This is a genomic window from Paraplanobispora takensis, from assembly GCF_016863195.1.
Taxonomy (GTDB): Bacteria; Actinomycetota; Actinomycetes; order Streptosporangiales; family Streptosporangiaceae; genus Planobispora; species Planobispora takensis.
In genome coordinates, this window is the sequence record NZ_BOOK01000029.1 from 76,317 (window position 1) to 94,390 (window position 18,074).

The 18,074-nt window shown below is 73.1% G+C and carries 15 protein-coding genes; 10 read left to right on the forward strand and 5 right to left on the reverse strand.

The features are described 5' to 3' along the window. The first annotated feature begins 41 nt into the window (after positions 1 to 41). Positions 42 to 434, forward strand: coding sequence for a nuclear transport factor 2 family protein (locus Pta02_RS19215; protein WP_203876240.1), 393 nt, complete (start codon positions 42 to 44; stop codon positions 432 to 434). Between the two features lie 110 nt (positions 435 to 544). Here Pta02_RS19215 and Pta02_RS19220 read toward each other — a convergent pair whose 3' ends face one another. Beyond that, positions 545 to 1,234: a carboxymuconolactone decarboxylase family protein gene (locus Pta02_RS19220; protein WP_203876241.1), complete on the reverse strand. Its 690-nt coding sequence runs from the start codon at positions 1,232 to 1,234 to the stop codon at positions 545 to 547. A 275-nt stretch (positions 1,235 to 1,509) separates the two neighbouring features. Between Pta02_RS19220 and Pta02_RS19225 the strand changes: the two genes are divergently transcribed. From Pta02_RS19225 to Pta02_RS19250, 6 genes are all read left to right on the forward strand, one after another. Next, complete coding sequence (locus Pta02_RS19225; protein WP_203876242.1) at positions 1,510 to 5,112, forward strand: WD40 repeat domain-containing serine/threonine protein kinase; 3,603 nt, start codon at positions 1,510 to 1,512, stop codon at positions 5,110 to 5,112. A 245-nt stretch (positions 5,113 to 5,357) separates the two neighbouring features. Further along, positions 5,358 to 6,083, forward strand: coding sequence for a PaaI family thioesterase (locus Pta02_RS19230; RefSeq protein WP_203876243.1), 726 nt, complete (start codon positions 5,358 to 5,360; stop codon positions 6,081 to 6,083). A gap of 191 nt (positions 6,084 to 6,274) precedes the next feature. Continuing rightward, complete coding sequence (locus Pta02_RS19235; protein WP_203876244.1) at positions 6,275 to 7,213, forward strand: acyl-CoA desaturase; 939 nt, start codon at positions 6,275 to 6,277, stop codon at positions 7,211 to 7,213. An 89-nt stretch (positions 7,214 to 7,302) separates the two neighbouring features. Then, on the forward strand, positions 7,303 to 8,016 hold the full coding sequence (locus Pta02_RS19240; protein WP_203876245.1) for a type 1 glutamine amidotransferase: 714 nt from the start codon (positions 7,303 to 7,305) through the stop codon (positions 8,014 to 8,016). A 174-nt stretch (positions 8,017 to 8,190) separates the two neighbouring features. Beyond that, positions 8,191 to 11,172 (forward strand): bifunctional [glutamine synthetase] adenylyltransferase/[glutamine synthetase]-adenylyl-L-tyrosine phosphorylase, encoded by a 2,982-nt coding sequence (locus Pta02_RS19245; protein WP_203876358.1) that lies wholly within the window; start codon positions 8,191 to 8,193, stop codon positions 11,170 to 11,172. A 132-nt stretch (positions 11,173 to 11,304) separates the two neighbouring features. After that, positions 11,305 to 12,369 carry a hypothetical protein gene (locus Pta02_RS19250; RefSeq protein ID WP_203876246.1) on the forward strand — a complete coding sequence of 355 codons (1,065 nt, stop codon included), beginning with the start codon at positions 11,305 to 11,307 and terminating at the stop codon, positions 12,367 to 12,369. Positions 12,370 to 12,505: 136 nt separating this feature from the next. Here the strand turns inward: Pta02_RS19250 and Pta02_RS19255 are convergent, their stop codons facing one another. The 4 genes from Pta02_RS19255 to Pta02_RS19270 form a co-directional block, all read right to left on the reverse strand. Continuing rightward, on the reverse strand, positions 12,506 to 13,363 hold the full coding sequence (locus tag Pta02_RS19255; protein WP_203876247.1) for an LLM class flavin-dependent oxidoreductase: 858 nt from the start codon (positions 13,361 to 13,363) through the stop codon (positions 12,506 to 12,508). A 64-nt stretch (positions 13,364 to 13,427) separates the two neighbouring features. Then, complete coding sequence (locus tag Pta02_RS19260; protein WP_239130936.1) at positions 13,428 to 14,030, reverse strand: C40 family peptidase; 603 nt, start codon at positions 14,028 to 14,030, stop codon at positions 13,428 to 13,430. 129 nt (positions 14,031 to 14,159) lie between these two features. After that, on the reverse strand, positions 14,160 to 14,375 hold the full coding sequence (locus Pta02_RS19265; protein WP_203876249.1) for a hypothetical protein: 216 nt from the start codon (positions 14,373 to 14,375) through the stop codon (positions 14,160 to 14,162). A gap of 75 nt (positions 14,376 to 14,450) precedes the next feature. After that, positions 14,451 to 14,915, reverse strand: a complete 465-nt coding sequence (locus Pta02_RS19270) for an Lrp/AsnC family transcriptional regulator (protein WP_203876250.1) — start codon at positions 14,913 to 14,915, stop codon at positions 14,451 to 14,453. Between the two features lie 65 nt (positions 14,916 to 14,980). Here Pta02_RS19270 and Pta02_RS19275 point away from each other — a divergent pair, with 65 nt between their 5' ends. The 3 genes from Pta02_RS19275 to Pta02_RS19285 all read left to right on the forward strand — a co-directional run bounded on the left by Pta02_RS19275 (position 14,981) and on the right by Pta02_RS19285 (position 18,040). Beyond that, complete coding sequence (locus Pta02_RS19275) at positions 14,981 to 15,904, forward strand: SMP-30/gluconolactonase/LRE family protein (RefSeq protein ID WP_203876251.1); 924 nt, start codon at positions 14,981 to 14,983, stop codon at positions 15,902 to 15,904. Positions 15,905 to 16,039: 135 nt separating this feature from the next. Beyond that, positions 16,040 to 17,566 carry an alpha/beta hydrolase gene (locus Pta02_RS19280; protein ID WP_203876252.1) on the forward strand — a complete coding sequence of 509 codons (1,527 nt, stop codon included), beginning with the start codon at positions 16,040 to 16,042 and terminating at the stop codon, positions 17,564 to 17,566. 132 nt (positions 17,567 to 17,698) lie between these two features. Next, entirely contained in the window at positions 17,699 to 18,040 is a 342-nt protein-coding gene (locus tag Pta02_RS19285) for a DUF5713 family protein (protein ID WP_203876253.1), read from the forward strand. Positions 18,041 to 18,074: the final 34 nt, after the last annotated feature.

Consider the following 18,074-nt stretch of genomic DNA (forward strand, 5'->3'; position numbering starts at 1 on the left):
CACGTTCCGGAAGGCTCATCCCACCGCAAGGAGTTCCTTTCATGTCAGAACACCCGGACGTCACGGTCGTCCGCGAGAGCTACGAGGCCCTGGCCAAGGGCGACCTGGACCGGTTCCGCGACGACCTGCTCGCCGACGACGTGACGTTCCACATCCCCGGCCGGGGCGCGCTGGCCGGCGACTACCGCGGCAAGGAGGAGGTGGCCGGCTACCTGGCGAAGTTCATCGAGCTCGGCGGCGTGCTGCGGTTCGAGCCGGACGCCTTCCTGTCCGACGACGGGCGGGTGGCCGCGCTGCTGCACATCCGGGGCGAGCGCGAGGGCCGGGTCCTGGACGAGCGGGGCGTGCACGTGTTCCGCGTCGCCGGCGGCAGGATCAGCGAGCGCTGGAGCTTCCCCCAGGACGCCTACGCCGTCGACGAGTTCTTCGCCTGACGGGGCTCACGCCGATGAGCCTGACGGGCTCGCGCCGATGAGCCTGAGGGCTTCCGGCGAGCCTGATGGCTTCCGGTGCCGCCGGTGCGCGCACCGGCGGCACCGGCTCCTCACCCCTGGCGCAGCGCCTCGGCCAGCACCGCCACGTACCCCCCGGTCCGCCGCGCCCGCTCGGCGTAGTGGGCCGGGTCGTCCGAGGCGACCGTCCCGAGGCCGTCGACGTAGCGGTTGAACATGCAGAAGGCCGCGGCGATCAGCACGGTGTCGTGGATCTCGACGTCCGTGGCGCCCTCGCGCCTGGCCTCGGCGACCAGATCCCCGGTGACGGCCCTGCCGCTGCGCTGGACCGCGCCGGCGATGGCCAGCAGGGCCTTGAGCTTGGCCGGGACCGGGGCGCCGGCCGGGTCGGCGAGCACCCGGTCCACCAGTTCCATCCCCTCGGGGAAGCGCACGGCGGTGAACGCCGCGTGGGTGGAGAAGCAGAACCGGCACTCGTTCAGCGCCGACACGTAGGTGGCGATCAGCTCGCGCTCCCCGCGCGTCAGCGTGCTGTCCCCGCACAGCAGCACCTCCACCAGCTGGTTCAGCGGCAGGGCCGTCTCGGGGCGGAAGCGGAACAGCCCGCGCACCCCCGGATCGCCGGAGTCGAGGGAGATGTACGGCTCCGGCTTCCCCTCGTGGTTGACCCACGTCTCCGGCTCCGGCCATTGGATTTCGCAGGAGACCAGGTCGGGCAGGACCGTGATCGACGGCTTGGCGGCGGCGCGCAGAGTGGAAGGATGAGTCACTGCGTTCGTCATTTCTCGCACCTTTCACGCGTTCTCGATTTTCCTCACGCCCTCGAATGTGCGCCTCCCGGCTCTCCGAAAACAGACAAAACAGGATCATCATGTTGTTCGTGGGTGCCGCTTCCTGCCAGTCCGGCGCTTGACGCCGCGCGATTTCTCCTATTCGCCGACCGGCTGAGAAGTCCGGCGGGCTCTTCGCGACAGCGGGCGGGACCGGTCCGGTTCCGGCGCGAACAACCCGCTCCCCCCGTGCGTCCAACCACCGTCAGGTGTCGTGGAGGTGTGCGGTGGGACGCAGCGGGCTCGCCCCGGGGGATCCGGAGCGGCTGGGGGGATACTGGCTGGCCGGGAGGCTGGGTCAGGGGGGCCAGGGAGTCGTCTACGACGCATACGACGAGACGGGCCGCCGGGTCGCGGTCAAGGTGCTGCACGGTGACGTGGCCGCCGACCCGGTGCTGCGCAACCGCTTCGCCAGGGAGGCGGCCGCGGCGCAGCGGGTCGCCTCCTTCTGCACGGCGCGGCTGATCGCGGCCGAGACGACCGGGCCCAAGCCGTACATCGTCAGCGAGTACGTCGAGGGCCCGAGCCTGCGCCGCTCGGTGGAGATGGGCGGGGTGTTCGAGGGCGACCGTCTCATGCGGCTGGCCGTGGCGATCGCGACCGCGCTGACCGCCGTCCACGAGGCCGGCGTCGTGCACCGCGACCTCAAACCGGACAACGTGCTGATCGGCCCCGACGGGCCCCGCGTCATCGACTTCGGCATCGCCAAGACGAAGGAGACCTCGCTCAGCTTCCCCGCCCAGGTCGTCGGCACCCCGCCGTACATGGCCCCGGAGACGCTGACCGCCGCGCGGGTGGGCCCCGCCGCCGACGTCTTCGCCTGGGGGGCGACGGTCCTGTTCGCGGCGACCGGGCACAGCCCGTTCGAGGCCGACAGCGTGGGCGCGGTCATGCACCGGGTGCTCACCCGCGAGCCGTCGGTGGACATGCTGCCCGAGCCCCTGCGCTCCCTGGCCGCCGCCGCGCTGGACAAGGACCCCGAGGCCCGGCCGGCCGCCCGCGACCTGCTGCTCGGGCTGGTCGGCAAGGGGAGCGGCCTGCTCGACGAGGGGGCCAGGGCCGCGGCGGGCCTGCGCGCCCCGCGGAGCCCCGACACCGTCTCCCGCGGGCTCGGGGCGGTCGCCGAGGACGTCTACGCCGCGCTGGGCCCGGCCGGGCAGGAGGCGGTGCCCCGCATCATGCTGCGCATGGTGGTCCCGGGTGACAGCGGCGCCGACACCGTGCGCCGCGCCGCCCTGAGCGAGTTCGCGCCGAGTGACGAGCCGGTGCTGGCCGCCTTCATCCGGGCGGGGCTGCTCTTCCGGGACGAGAGCACGGTACGGCCGGCCGGCGCCGCGCTCCTGCGGGCCTGGCCGCGCCTGCACTCCTGGCTGGAGGCCGAGCGCACGGGGCTGCCGATCCACCGGCGGCTGGGCGAGGCCGCCCGCCTGTGGGAGGAGCACGGCCGCAAGCCCGGCGACCTCTACCAGGGCACCCCGCTGGAGATCGCCCGCGAGTGGGCCACCACCGGCCGCCACTACGTGGACCTCAACGCGCTGGAGACCCGGTTCCTGGACGAGGGCACGGCCGCCACGCGGCGTGCCGTACGGCGGCGCAGGCTGTTCACCACTGCGCTGGCCACGCTGACGGTCGTCGCGGTCCTGGCCGGTCTCCTGGCCGAGCAGCAGCGCCGCGCCGCCGACGCCGAGCGGACGAAGGTCGCCGCGCGGCTGGACGAGGCGGTGGCCCGCTCGCTGGCCGGGCAGGCCGGACGGCTGCGCCCGGTGGCCCCGGAGACCGCCAGGCTGCTCGGCGTGGCGGCCTGGAGGACCGCCCCGGTCCCCGAGGCCCGCACGGCGCTGCTGGAGTCGGCGGGACAGCGGGAGACGGCGGCGTTCACCCTCCCCGCGGGCGAGCTTCCGGCGAGCGTGGAGGATCCGCCCGCCACGGTGATGGACGCGCGCGGCGGGCGGCTGGCGGTCGTGGCCGGCACGGAGGGGCGGATCTGGGACCTCGCCACCCGCAGGCAGGTGTCGAAGATCACCGGCATCCCCCGGGACGTGTACGGCTTCCAGCTCAGCCCCGACGGCACCCGGCTGGCGATGCGGGGCGACCGCGACCGCGTCTGGGACGGGCGGACCGGGCGGGTCACGCCGTCGGAGCTGTCGTCCGACGGGTTCGAGGCGTTGCTGGCGCAGTGGCGGGACTCGGGCGACGGCACGCTGCCCAGGTGGTTCCCCGAGACCTCCGCGGAGCGCTGGGGGTCGGTCAGCGGGGACGGCCGGTACGGCGCGCTCGTCCGCTACGTCACCGACATCCAGGTCTGGGACCTGAACCGGCGCACGATGATCGGGACCGTCCCGGAGAAGGGCGGCTGGCCCTCGCCGGCCTCGGGCGACCCGGCGATGTACACGGAGTTCAGCCCGGACGGCAGGACCCTGGCGGTGCTCAGCGAGCCGGGCGTGGTGAAGCTGTACAGGCCCCGCGAGAGCCCGGAATGGCCGTTCATGACGCTGCGCTACCAGCCGGGGGAGAACTTCGGGGGGATGCAGTTCAGCGGGGACGGCCGGTTCCTGGCGATCGGCGGCGGCCACGAGGTGACCATGTGGCGGATCGACCACGCGGCGTGGGCGCCCTACGACGGCATCCGGGTGCTGCGCCATCCGCTGGCCCTGGCCGACCCCGAGGACGTGCGCTTCGGCCCCGACGACCGGACCCTCGTGGTCGGCGACGGGGTGTCCGTGCGCGTCCTGGACGTGGCGGACCTGACCAGGCCGAAGCTCGCGACCGGCGGGGAGGGCTTCCTGGTGGACGCCGCCTTCAGCCCGGACGGGAGCCTGCTGGCCACGCTCAGGGTGCGCAACCCGCGCGACTACCGCAGCCGCACGGCCACGCTCGCGCTGTGGGACACCGCGACCGGACGGCGCCGGGCCCGGCTCACCGGCCCGTGGGCCGACCCCGACACGGACGAGTTCCTGCCGCCGGCCGAGACGAACACCGATCACCGCCTGGCCTTCAGCCCGGACGGGCGCACGCTCGCCGTCGCGGGAGCCGAGATCACCCTGGTCGACGCGGCGTCCGGGAAGGCCGCCGGGACGCTCGCCCGGACCGGCCCCCGCCTGCTGCCGGGGGATCCGGCGACGCTGCCGAAGCCGGACATCACCCTGCCCGCCTTCGATCCCGCCGGGCGGCGCCTGGTCGCCGTGGACCACGACGCGATCGTCTCCTGGGACGTGGCCGGGCGGCGGCAGGAGTCGGCGACGGTCCTGGACCGCCCGGAGCAGGGCTGGGGGCTGGCGGTGCGCCCCGACGGCGGGGAGCTGAGCGTGTTCGGGGACAGGGGGGTCAGCGTGGCCGCGATCACCGGTGCGGCCCGCCCGGCGTTCCCCGCCACCCGCAAGAGCGCGGTCCTGCGTTACAGCGGGGACGGGCGCACGCTGCTCGTCGGCGATCCCGACGGCTCGGTCCGCCTGTGGGACGCCGGGAGCCGGCAGGTCACCGACCCGCCGCTGCGGGGCCACTCCGAGCTGGTGACGACCACCGCCCTGGCCGGCAACACGCTGGCCACCGGTTCGCGCGACGACACGGTCCGCCTGTGGGACCTGACCACCCGCGAGCAGGTCGTCGCCCTGTCCGGGCACACCGACGACGTGGTCGCGCTGGCGGTCACCCCGGACGGGACGCTGCTCAGCGCCGGGCGCGACGGGGTCATCGGGCGCACCGACCTCGACCCCGGGCGGGTCGCCCGCGCGGTCTGCGACCGGGCCGGCCGTACCCTCACCGCGGACGAATGGGCGCGTCACGTGCCCGGCCGGCCGTACCGGGACGTGTGCACCGCGGCCGGGCCCTGAGCGGGAATCCGGAATCGGGCGCACGGAGGGGATTCACCGGGAGGGGATCCGGCGGCGGGGGATCCGGCGGGAGGAGATCGGCCGGGAGAGGATTCACCGCCGCGTCAAGGGTAGATCGTCAACCGGGATCAGGTCTTCGGTCACCCCTGATTGGGGCTATCGACCCCTGTTCCGGTAAAATCGGTCGGTCCCTATGCAGGTTATATATCTGGATCAATCGCCTTAAAGGCGACAGGAGGTGCGGCATGACGACGGCTGCCGGTCTGCAGACCGTGGTGACCGTCCCGGCACGTTTCCGCGGCCCCGAGGGCTCGGCGAACGGCGGATGGATCGCGGGCACGGTCTCCGAGGCGCTTCACGGCGCCCGCCACGACTCGGCCGTCGAGGTGACGCTGCACGCGCCCACGCCGCTGGAGAGCGAGCTGGACCTGCGCCAGCTGGCCAACACCGCCACCCTCACCCACGGCGAGACCCTCCTGGTCGAGGCGATCACCGTCGCCGAGGACATCGAGGCCCCGGCGTTCGTGCCCTTCAACGAGGCGGCCCACGCCGAGCGCGGCTTCGCCGGACTGACGGGCCACGCCTTCCCCGGCTGCTTCGCCTGCGGCATGCGCGAGCCCGGCGACGGCCTGCGGATCTTCCCCGGCCGGGTGGAGGGCGCCGACCTGGTCGCCGCCGGCTGGCGGGTGCCGATGACCGTCACCGACCAGGACGGAGTCGTCCCCGACGCGGTCGTCTGGGCCGCGCTCGACTGCGCCACCGGCTGGGCCCACTTCGGGCCCGGCGAGTTCGCGCTGCTCGGCCGCCTGACCGCCCGGGTCCACCGCCGCGTCTACCCCGGCGGCACCTACTCCGTGGTCGCCCGCGCCACCGGCCGCGAGGGTCGCAAGCTCTTCGGCGAGAGCGCGATCTACGAGGTGGACGGCACCCTGGTCGCCGCCGCCAAGGCCACCTGGATCGTTCCGGCCTGAGGCCGCCCTCCCGCGGGACCGTTCCGGCCCGGGGCCGGGACGGCCCGGAGCGCGACGATCCGTGATCCGGCCCCTTCCGCCACCCCGTGGGAGGGGCCGGGCCGCTTTATGAGCGGCGTGATAATTTTCGCCGGATAAATCGCCATCCGGGGCGGAGAGTTTGTCGCGGGACGCGACTACCTTCGGCGGACATGGCCTCCCCTTCCGCCGCACCGCCGGACCTCGCCGCCGCACCCGTGCCGTGGTTCGAGCGCCTTCTCGTCGTCCTGTTCGTCGTCGTGCCCTTCCTGGCCGTGCTGGCCGCCGTCCCCTTCGCCTGGGGCTGGGGGCTGGGCTGGCGGGACGTGGTCATCGCCGTGGTGATGTACCTGATCACCGGGTTCGGCATCACCGTCGGCTACCACCGGCACTTCACCCACCGCTCCTTCCAGGCGAAGACCTGGCTGCGGGTGGTGCTGGCGGTCGCCGGCGGCATGTCGCTGCAGGGGCCGGTCATCCGCTGGGTGGCCGACCACCGGCGCCACCACAAGTACGCCGACCGGGACGGCGACCCGCACTCGCCGTGGCGGTTCGGGCCGGGGTTCGTCGGGCTGGGCAAGGGCCTGTTCCACGCCCACGTGGGATGGCTGTTCCGTTCCGAGCGCACCTCCCGGCGGCGCTTCTGCCCCGACCTGCTCGCCGACCGGCCGATCAGGTTGCTGTCCCACGACCTGGCGTACGTGCCGGTCGTGCTGCTCTCGCTGGGACTGCCCACCCTGATCGGCGGGCTGTGGGGCGGCTCCTGGCACGCGGCGCTCACCGCCTACTTCTGGGGCGGGCTGGTGCGCATCTTCGCCCAGCACCACGTGACGTGGTCGATCAACTCGATCTGCCACACCTTCGGCAAGGAGGAGTTCGCGGTCAGGGACCGCTCCCGGAACGTGTGGTGGCTGGCCGTGATCTCGCTGGGCGAGGCCTGGCACAACCTGCACCATGCCGACCCCACCTGCGCCCGGCACGGCGTGCTCCGCGGCCAGGTCGACCCCAGTGCCCGGCTGATCTGGCTGTTCGAGCGCTTCGGCTGGGCCTGGGACGTGCGCTGGCCGGATCCCGGGCGCCTGGCCGCCCGGCGGGTGGGCGCCGCGGCCTGAGACGAGCGCGGCCTGAGGCGAGCGTGGCCTGCGATGAGTCCGGCCTGCGGCGACCCGGGAAAACCGGCTGCACGCCCCATAATTACCGCATGAGGATTACCGTCATCGAACACGAGGCCGCAGCCGGTCCGGGGTACCTCGCCGAGTGGCTGACCGGGGCCGGAGCCGTCTGCGAGGTCGCCCGGCCGTACCTGGGCGAGGCGGTGCCGCAACGCGCTGCCGACGGGCTGGTCGTGCTCGGCGGCGAGGCGGCGGCCTGGGAGGACGAGCAGTACCCCTGGCTGCCCGCCACCCGCGACCTGCTGCGCCGCTCGGTCGCCGGCGGCGTGCCGACGCTGGGGATCTGCCTGGGGGCGCAGCTGATGACGCTCGCCTGCGGGGGGAGCGTCGAGCGCGGCGAGCGGGGCCTGGAGGTCGGCGCGTGCCGCGTCCTGCCGCTCCCGGCCGGGCGGGACGATCCGCTTCTGCGCGGTCTGCTGGACGGCCCGGAGCCCGCGGTGGCGGTGCAGTACCACCGTGACGCGATGACCCGCCTGCCCGAGGGGGCGGTGCCGCTGGCGACCGGGGAGGCCTATCCCAACCAGGCCTACCGGCTGGGGGAGCGGGCCTGGGCGGTGCAGTTCCACCCCGAGGCCACCCCGGAGATATTCGTGAACTGGACGAATGACTCCGCCGACTACCTGACGGGCCAGGACTACCGCGTCGAGGACCTCAACGCGGAGGTCAAGGCCGCCGAGGCCCGGCTCGTCGCGAGCTGGAGGCCCTTCGCCGAGCGCTTCGCCGCCGTGGCCGGGAAGCCGTGATCGGCTGATTACGCGGAGAAACCGCTGACGACTCCGCACCGTTTCCGAACTACCGTGGCGGCGACGCTCCGACGACGTGGCGTGTTTGCCGTTGATCCCCTGGTGCAAGATTGAGGAAGGTCAGTGGTGCTTGCGATCGGAGACGAGGAAGGGGCGGTGGAGACCGTGCCCCGCATGCAGACGACCGCCGGGCGGCTGGCCCGGCTCGGCTTCGCCGACGGGGCCAGGGCCGAGCGGCTCCTCGACGAGCTGGGGCCGGAGGCCGTCGGCGACGTCGCACTGCTGGACTCCCTCGTCGGCGCGGCCGATCCCGACCTGGCGCTCACCTCGCTCAACCGGCTCGCCGAGCGGGATCCGAGCGTTCTCGGAGCGCTCCGTTCCGATCCCGGCCTGCGGGACAGGCTCCTGGGCGTCTTCGGCGTCAGCGCCGCCCTCGGGGACCACGTGGTCAGGCATCCGGAGCACCGGCGCCTGCTGGAGGGCGAGGCGGCCGCGCGCCGCCCGTCGCAGGAGGAGCTCCGCACCGACCTGCTGCTGGCGGTCGGAGCCGAACCCGACGAACCCGGGCCGCGCGCCCGCGACGCCTCCACCGAGACCCTGTCCGCGCTGCGCGTCGCCTACCGGGGCCGCCTGCTGCACCTGGCCGCCAGGGACGTCATCGGGGAGGCCTCGCTGGCCGAGGTCACAGCCGAGCTGTCGGCGCTGGCCGGCGCCGCGCTGGAGGCGGGACTCGCCGTCGCCAGGTCGGAGCACCCCGAGGCCGCGGGCGTACGGCTGGCCGTCATCGGCATGGGCAAGTGCGGAGCACGCGAGCTCAACTACATCAGCGACGTCGACGTGATCTTCGTGGCCGAGCCCGGCGAGGACGCCGGGGAGGGCGCCGACGAGACGCAGGCCGTACGGCTGGCCACCCGGCTGGCCCAGGGGATGATGCGCGCCTGCTCGGCCACCACCCCCGAGGGCGCGCTGTGGGAGGTGGACGCGGCGCTGCGCCCCGAGGGCAAGGCGGGGCCGCTGGTGCGCACCCTCGCCAGCCACCAGGCCTACTACCGGCGCTGGGCCAAGACCTGGGAGTTCCAGGCGCTGCTGAAGGCCCGGCCGGTCGCCGGGGACCCCGGACTCGGCGGACGCTACGTCGCCGCGATGAACGAGATGGTCTGGCAGGCCGCCACGCGCGAGAAGTTCGTCGAGGACGTGCAGGCGATGCGCCGCCGGGTGGAGGCGCACGTCCGCGTCGAGGAGGCCGAGCGGCAGATCAAGCTCGGCCCCGGCGGGCTGCGCGACATCGAGTTCGCCGTCCAGCTGCTCCAGCTCGTGCACGGCCGCCTGGACCCCATGCTGCGCCGTCGCGCCACGCTGCCCGCGCTGGCCGCGCTGTCGCGGGGCGGCTACGTCGGCCGCGACGACGCCAAGGCACTGGCCGAGGCCTACAGCTTCCTGCGCCAGGTCGAGCACCTGATCCAGCTGCACCGGCTGCGCCGTACCCACGTGGTGCCCGAGGGGGAGGGCGACCTGCGGCGGCTCGGGCGCGGGCTGGGCATGACCAGCGACCCGGTGGGGGAGTTCACCACCCGGTGGAGGCGGCACGCGATGGAGGCCCGCCGCCTGCACGAGAAGCTGTTCTACCGGCCGCTGCTGCAGGCCGTGGCCCGGCTGCCCGAGTCGGAGGACCGCCTGTCCACCGCCGCGGCCCAGGCCCGCCTGGAGGCGCTCGGCTACACCGACCCCGCCGGGGCGCTGCGCCACATCAGCGCGCTGACCAGCGGCGTCTCCCGCCGGGCCGCCATCCAGCGCACGCTCCTGCCGGTCATGCTCGGCTGGTTCGCCGACGCCCCCGACCCCGACGCCGGGCTGCTGGGATTCCGCCAGGTCTCCGACAAGCTCGGCGCCACCGCCTGGTACCTGCGGCTGCTGCGCGACGAGACCGCGGTGGCCGCCCGGCTGGCCAGGCTCCTGGGCACCAGCAGATACGCCACCGGTCTGCTGATGCACGCCCCCGAGGCGGTGGCGATGCTCGGCTCCGACACCGAACTGGAACCCCGGCGCCCCGAGGCGCTGCTGTCGGAGGCGCGGACCGTGGTCGGCCGCCACCCGCACCAGGCCGAGACGGCGGTCGCCGCCGTGCGCGCGCTGCGGCGCAAGGAGCTGTTCCGTACGGCGGTCGCCGACCTGGACGGGATCATCGACATCGAACGGGTCGGCCAGACGCTGTCCCACCTCAACGACGTGACGATCCAGGCCGCCCTGGACGCGGCGATCGCCAAGGTCGAGATGGAGCGGCGGACCCCGCTGGGCACCCGGTTCGCGGTGATCGCGATGGGCCGCCTGGGCGGCCTGGAGTGCTCCTACGGCAGCGACGCCGACGTGATGTTCGTCCACGAGCCGCTGCCGGAGGTGCCGGAGAAGGAGGCGACCGACGCCGCCCACGCCGTGGCCAACGAGCTGCGCCGGCTGCTGGCCCTGCCGGCTCCCGACCCGCCGCTGACCGTCGACCCCGACCTGCGCCCGGAGGGCCGCCAGGGGCCGCTGGTCCGCACGCTGGCCTCCTACGCCGCCTACTACGGGCGCTGGTCGTCGCCGTGGGAGGCCCAGGCGCTGCTGCGCGCCCGTTTCTGCGCCGGGGACGCCGGACTCGGGGTGGCCCTGTTGCACCTGGCCGACCCGCTGCGCTACCCGCCCGAGGGCGTGTCCGACGCCGCCGTGCTGCAGATCCGCAAACTGAAGGCGCGGATGGAGGCCGAGCGGCTGCCGCGCGGGGCCGACCCCACCCTGCACACCAAGCTCGGCCGGGGCGGGTTGTCGGACGTGGAGTGGGTGGCCCAGCTCATCCAGCTGCGCCACGCCGGGCGGCTGCCGTCCCTGCGCACCACCCGGACCCTGCAGGCGCTGCGCGCGGCGGTCGCCGAGAAGCTGCTCGACCCCGCCGACGAGGCCGTGCTGGCCGAGGCCTGGTGCTTCGCCTCCCGGATCCGGGACGCGATCGTCCTGGTCAAGGGCCGCGCGGCCGACTCCATCCCGGCGGACGTCCGCGAGCGCGCGCTCATCGCCCGCGCCCTCGGCTACCCGCCCGAGGGCAGCGAGGATTTCATGAACGACTATCTGCGCGTCACCCGCCGCGCCCGCACCGTCGTGGAGCGCGTCTTCTACGGGGACTGACGACTCCTCCAGGAGGACCGACGGGTCCTTCCGCGAGGACCGGCAGATCCGGAAAGACCGATATCCACGGGGTTTCGGGTTCCTGTTGCGCCCGCTCTGACCGGCGTGTATCAACAGTCCGGGTGATCCGTTTTGATATCCGTTTACGCTGATCTGGCCATCGGCCTCGTCCTGGCCTTCCTGCTGCTGTCGCTCCTGGTCAGCGGGATCAACGAGGCCTTCGTCCGGATGCTCGGGATCCGCAGCAAGTTTTTGTGGGCCTACCTGCGCGACACCCTGGACGGCGGTTCGGAGGAGGGGAAGTCGTGGATCCCCACCAAGGTCGCCGACGTCTTCGCCAAGCTGCCCTTCTCCAAGGACGACCCCCGTCCCGAGCACAGCCCGGACCCGGCTCCCCCCGTGGTCGCGCCGGTGCCGGTGGACCCCGCCACCGTGCTGGCCGCCGACGAGCCGGTCCCCAAGATCGACATGACCGAGCGGATCTACCAGCGGCTGCAGGAGATCGACCACCCCAAGGGGAAGCGGACCAGCATCTCCGACATCCCGCCCGAGCGCTTCTCCGGCGCGGTGATGGAGCTGGTCTCCGCCGAGGAGGACGGGGTCGAGGGCCTGCTGACCAAGCTGGAGGCCATCAACAGCCCGCTGGCCGGGCACCTGCGGGGCGTGTGGGAGGGCGCGCAGCGGGACCTGGAGAAGTTCCGCCGCGGCGTGGAGAACTGGTTCGACGGGGAGATGCAGCGCCTGTCCAACCTCTACCGCCGCTACGTCAAGTGGGTGGTGTTCGCCCTCGGGGTGACGCTGACGCTGCTGTTCGGCATGGACGCGCTGGAGTACGGCAAGACGCTGCTGCGGGACAACGCCTTCCGGGCCGGGGTGGCGGCCATCGCGGGCGGCAGCGAGGGGGGCCTGACGGCGCTGGAGGAGAAGTGCGCCGGGGCCAAGCCGTACGACTGCGTGACCGAGTCCCTCAGCTCGCCCGCCATGGTCAAGGTCTTCGACCACGCCATCGTGAGCATCACGATCCCGCCGGGCGGTGAGGACCCGTCCCTGAACTGGAACGGCGCCCTCTGGTGGGACCGCGTGAGCAGCCCGGGGCACTGGCCCGGCTTCATCCTGACGGTCGTCGCCCTGCTGTTCGGCGCTCCCTTCTGGTGGGACGTCCTGCGCCGCCTGACCGGGTTCCGCAACCGTTCCTGAGCGTGCCTGCGGCGCGGCATGTCCGGCGGTCCGTGCGGTCCGTCCGGGACGCGGTCTGCCCGGGTGCGGTCCCGTCCGGGGCGTGGTCCGTGCGGGTACGGCGCCGCCCGGTTCCCCGGGCGGCGCCGTACCCGGATCAGCGCAGGGCGGGCAGGATCCGGTCGACGTGGCCCAGAGGGTCGGACCCGATCGGGCGCAGCACCACGGTGCCGGCCCCGGCCTCCCACAGCGACCTGACGACCCCGGCCGCGGTCTCGGCCGGTCCGGCGGCCATGGGCACCTCGTGCGGCGCGACGCCCAGGAACTCCGCCTGTCCGGTGGCCGCGGGCAGGACGGCGGCGCGGACCTCCTCGGGGTCGTCGCCGACGTAGAGGTGGACGAACACCACCACCTCGTGGTCGCCGCCGGTCTCGCCGATCATCGCGCGGGCCCGCCGTACCCGCCCGGCGTCGAACCCCTCGGGCAGGATCGTGCCCTGGGCCACCCGCCCGGACAGCTCCAGCGAGCGGGGCCGTACCACACCGGCCAGGACCGGCGGCGGTACGGCGGGCGGATGCACCAGGCCGATCCCGTCCAGCCGTACGGCGCGGCCGTCGCAGGTGACCCTCTCGCCGCGCAGCAGCGCCCGCACCGCCACGATGGTCTCCTCCAGCAGCGCCAGCGGCGAGGGCGCGAGCGCCCCGACGCCGCGCATCCACTCCTGCACGCCGTGGCCGATCCCGGCGGCCAGGCGGTGCGGGTGCACGCGGGCGAGGTTGCCCAGCTCCATGGCCAGCAGGGCGGGGTTGCGCAGCGGGGCCGGGGTGATCCCGATGCCCACGCGCAGCCGCTCGGTGACGGCCAGCGCCGTGGCGGCCGACGAGATCGAGCCCGTCCAGCCCAGGTCCTCCACCACCCACAGGTCGTCGACCTGCGTGACGCCGTCCAGGCGGCGGGCGAAGGGGACGAGGTCCTCGGGGGGAAGGTCGCGGTCGAACATCACGCCCAGGCGCATGGCTCTCCTCGATGGCGGGGATCATCACGGACCGGGCCCGGGACGATCACCGGGCTCCGGCCGGTCAAAGGTAACGGAAGAACCCGGCGAAGCCCCTGACCCGGGTCAGGGGGTCGATCCTGACCGTGGTCCCGGTGCGCAACGCGTTGATCATCTTGCCCTCGCCGATGTAGACGCCGACGTGGTGGGTCCTCACCTTGCGCCTTTTCACCGTGCCGTAGAAGACGAGGTCGCCCGGGCGCGCCAGCCGGGCCGGGACCTTCGTGAGCCGCCGGACGTGGTCGTCGGTGTTGCCCGGGCCCAGGACGTCGCGGCCGTAGGCCAGGTGATAGACCCAGCGGGCCAGTCCCGAGCAGTCGAGGCCGCGGGTCCTGGTGGCGGGGCACGGTCTGATCGAGCCCCGATAGCCCCGGCAGGTGCCCAGCGAGGGCCCGGGCCGCTCGGCGTGGCCGCCGCCCCAGGAGTAGGGGATCGCCCCGCCGGGCCAGCCGGGCCGTCCGTCCCCGGCCCGGATCGCGTGGGCGATGGCGGTCAGCCGGTTCGGGGTGACGGCGGGCAGGATCGGTACCGAGGCGCTCGTCCCCAGCAGGACGGCCACGAGCACGGCCGCCGCGGCCGTCCCCCGGTGACGGGCGGACGCCCTTCCGGAGAGTCCGGCCACCTTCACCAACCCCGTTTTATCGCGCTATATCAAAATTATTCTGCCGGACGAAACCCCGGCCCGCGCGGCGTGACCGGGGAGCGGCGTGCGCGCGGGGCCGCTGAGGTGCTCGGATGCGCTCAGGCGTGCTCGCGCTCAGTCGCAGTCGTCGATGTCGACGTCGACCTTCTTCTTGGTCTTCGGCTTCTGGCTCGACGAGGAGCCCTTGGGACCCTTGGTGGCCTGGGCGAACGGGGCGATCGCCGTACCACTGGCCGAGGCGGCGCACGCCTCGTCGTCCACGGTGCAGGCGACGAGCGAGGACAGGGCGATGACGATGGCGCCGGCGGTGAGGGCGACGGTACGGAACACGGTTGTTCGTTCTCCTGCTTGTGCGGTTTGTTGCCCTCTATGGATATCCGAAGTCACTTGCATCGCGCTGAAACGTCACTTGTCTCCTGAATCGGATGGGGCTCCCGGGACGTGGACGCCGCGCTCGAAGAAGGTCTCCAGCACCACGACGGTCTGCGTCCCGGTCACCCCGTCGATCTTGAAGACCCGGCGCAGCACGTCCTGCAGTTCCCGGGTGCTGGAGGCGCGCACCTTGACCAGCAGCGAGGCCGGGCCCGCGATGACGTGGGCCTCCTCGATCTCCGGGACCGCCGCCAGGGCCTCGCCGGTCCCGCCCATCCAGGTGTTCCCGTCGACCATCACGTACGCCAGCACGTCCCGGCCGGCCGCCACCGGATCGATGTCCACCGTGGTCCGCCGGATCAGCCCGCGCTCGCGCAGCTTCCTGACCCGTTCGTGGGCCGCGCCGGCCGACAGGCCCACCGCCGCTCCGAGCGCGGCGTACGGCCGTGCGGCGTCCTCCTGCAACAGGCCGATCAGCATCCTGTCGACGTCGTCCATGACATGAACATATCAGGAGGATCAGGCGTTTGACGGAACTGCATTCGGCGATGTTTGCTCTTCTCATGACAGAGTTCACGAGGGAGACCGTCCCGGCCGAGTTCGACGTCCTGGACGAGCGCTTCGCCACGGTGGGCGGTGACGAGCGGATCGAGCGCCTCCACCACGGCTGCCGCTGGGCCGAGGGACCGGTGTACGTCCCCGCGGGCCGCTATCTGCTGTGGAGCGACATCCCCAACGACCGCATGCTCCGCTGGGACGAGCTGACCGGCGCCGTGGGCCCGTTCCGCGTCCCGGCCGGATACGCCAACGGCCACACCCTGGACGCCCGGGGCCGCCTGATCTCCTGCGAGCAGGGCAACCGGCGGGTGACCCGTACCGAGCACGACGGCTCGATCACCGTCATCGCCGACCGGTGGGAGGGCAGACGCCTCAACAGCCCCAACGACGTGGTGGTGAGGTCCGACGGCTCGATCTGGTTCACCGACCCCTCCTACGGCATCACCAGCGACTACGAGGGACACCGCGCCGAAAGCGAGATCGGCGCGGACAACGTCTACCGCGCCGATCCGGTCACCGGCGAGGTGCGCCTGGTGGCCGGTGACTTCGTCCGCCCCAACGGGCTGGCCTTCTCCCCGGACGAGCGGCAGCTCTACGTCGCCGACACCCGCCGCAAGCACCTGCGGGCCTTCGACGTGCACGACGACGGCACGCTGTCGGGCGGCAAGGTGCTCGCCGAGTGCGCGGCCGGTTCCTTCGACGGGATCAGGCTCGACGACACCGGCCGCATCTGGGCCGCCACCCACGAGGGCGTGCACTGCTTCACCCCCGACGGCACGCTGATCGGCAGGCTCCCGCTCCCGGAGAAGACCTCCAACCTGGTCTTCGGCGGGCTGAAGCGCAACTGGCTGTTCATGACCGCCTCGACCTCCGTCTACGCCATCATGCTCAACGTCCGCGGAGCCCGCCCCGCCTACGCCGCCGGATGACATTTGTCACCGCGCTCGCCTGCAAGATCCACAAGCGTCCGGTGATATCGGCGACTGTCCGTGCGCAGGAGGGGCGGGACAGGATCTTTCCTGAAGGAAACCGCATCTCATCGACTTCCTCAGGAGTTCCAGGCCATGAACAGAGCCCTCCCGCGCCCCGCGAAGATCACGGCGATGGCCGCGACCCTGCCCCTGGCACTGTCCCTGGTCGCCACCGGTGGCCCGGCTGCGGCGGCGAGCACCGGCCCGAGCGCCACCGGCCAGGGATGGATCACCTGGGGGTCGTGCGCCGGCATGCGGCCCGCCGAGGGCCGCAAGCTCCCCGCGGGCACCGAGTGCGGCACGCTCACCGTCCCCCTCGACTATGCGGATCCCCGGGGCGGGACCGTCGATCTGGCGTTGATCCGCGTCAAGGCCACCGGCCCGGGCAGGCGGCTGGGGTCGCTGGTGTTCAACTTCGGCGGCCCCGGCGGCTCCGGCGTGGACATCCTCCCTCTGGCCGCCCCGGCCTATACCGCCTTGAACGCCCGCTACGACCTGGTCTCCTTCGACCCGCGAGGGGTGGAGCGCAGCTCCGGCGTGCGGTGCGGCGGCGCCGGGGAGATGGAGAAGTACAACGCCGCCGACGGCTCCCCGGACACCCCGGCCGAACGGGCCCGGCTCAGGCGGGCCACGGCGGAGTTCGTCCGGGCCTGTCAGAAGACCTCCGGCCCGATCCTGCCGCATGTGGGCACCGTCGACGCGGCCCAGGACCTGGAGCAGCTGCGCGCGGCGCTGGGCGAGGACGGGCTGAACTACTTCGGCATGTCGTACGGCACGCATCTGGGCGCGGTCTACGCCACGATGTTCCCCGAGCAGGTGGGCCGCTTCCTGCTGGACGCCCCGCTGGACCCCACACTCTCCTTCCGGCAGCGCACTCTCGACCAGATGAGAGGGTTCCAGCGCTCGTACGAGGCGTTCCTCGCCGACTGCGCCGCCAAGGGCGCGGGCAGGTGCGCGCTCGGTGCGACCCGCAAGACCGCGGGCAAGACGGTCGGGGCACTGTGGAAGCGCCTGGACTCCGAGCCGCTGAAGGTGGGCGGGCGGGAGCTCAACCAGACGCTGGCGACCACCGGCATCGGGGCGGCGCTGTACTCCCGGCAGGCCTGGCCGGTGCTGGAGCAGGCGCTGAGCGCGGCACTCAAGGGCGACGGCCGCCTCCTGCTGGCCATGGCCGACAGCTACACCGGCCGCAGGGCCGACGGCACCTACTCGACCATGCTCACCAGCTTCCCGGCCATCAGCTGCGCCGACAGCACCGAACGGCCCGGCGCCGCCGAACTGGCCGGGACCGAGGCAGCGGCGAGGAAGATCGCCCCCATGTTCGGCGGCGCCGGCCTCGGCAGTCTCTGCGCGCGCTGGCCGTTCGCCGGCAGCGACCTGGCCAAGAAGGTCGACGCCACCGGCTCGGCCCCGATCGTGGTGGTGGCCACGACCGGTGACCCGGCCACGCCGTACGCGTGGGGGCCGAAGCTGACCGCGCAGCTCGGGACCGCCGTCCTGGTCACGTCCGAGGGCGAGGGGCACGGCGCCTACGGGGTCAACGCCTGCACGACGAAGGTCGCCGACGCCTACCTGCTCGACGGGAAGGTCCCGGCCGAGGGCACGCTCTGCCGTTCCTGACGCCGTGACCGGCCCGGGGCACGGCTGCGGTGAGCCGGGTTTGCGGTGGCGCGGTGTTTGTCGGTGGCGTGGTGCAGGATGCGGGACGTCGTTCCACGGTGAAGAGTTCCACGGTGAAGATGGGAGATCGCGATGCCGCTCACGAACCAGCAGGTGCTCGGCCATGTCTTTCTCAAGGAGATGTACGGCGACGGATACTTCCCCGACCACGTCGTAGACAAGGGCGGAGCGATCCTGCTGAGGCTGTGCGAGCGGATCGAGGCCGAGCGGCCGTCGGACCTGGCGGCGCTGTACGCCCTCACCAAGCCCGCGACGGAGGAGTTCAACGACCTGCAGGAGGAGTTCGAGGCGGCCGGCAGCATGATCGACACCGTCGGGCGGGAGATCATCTGCGACCACTTCTGGTTCGTGGCGCAGGCATACGGGTTCACCGACGCGGACGCGGAGGAACTGGTCGCCGCCCGCGACTGGTGAGGAGCCCGCTCCCGCGGCGGCTTCGGGCCGCACG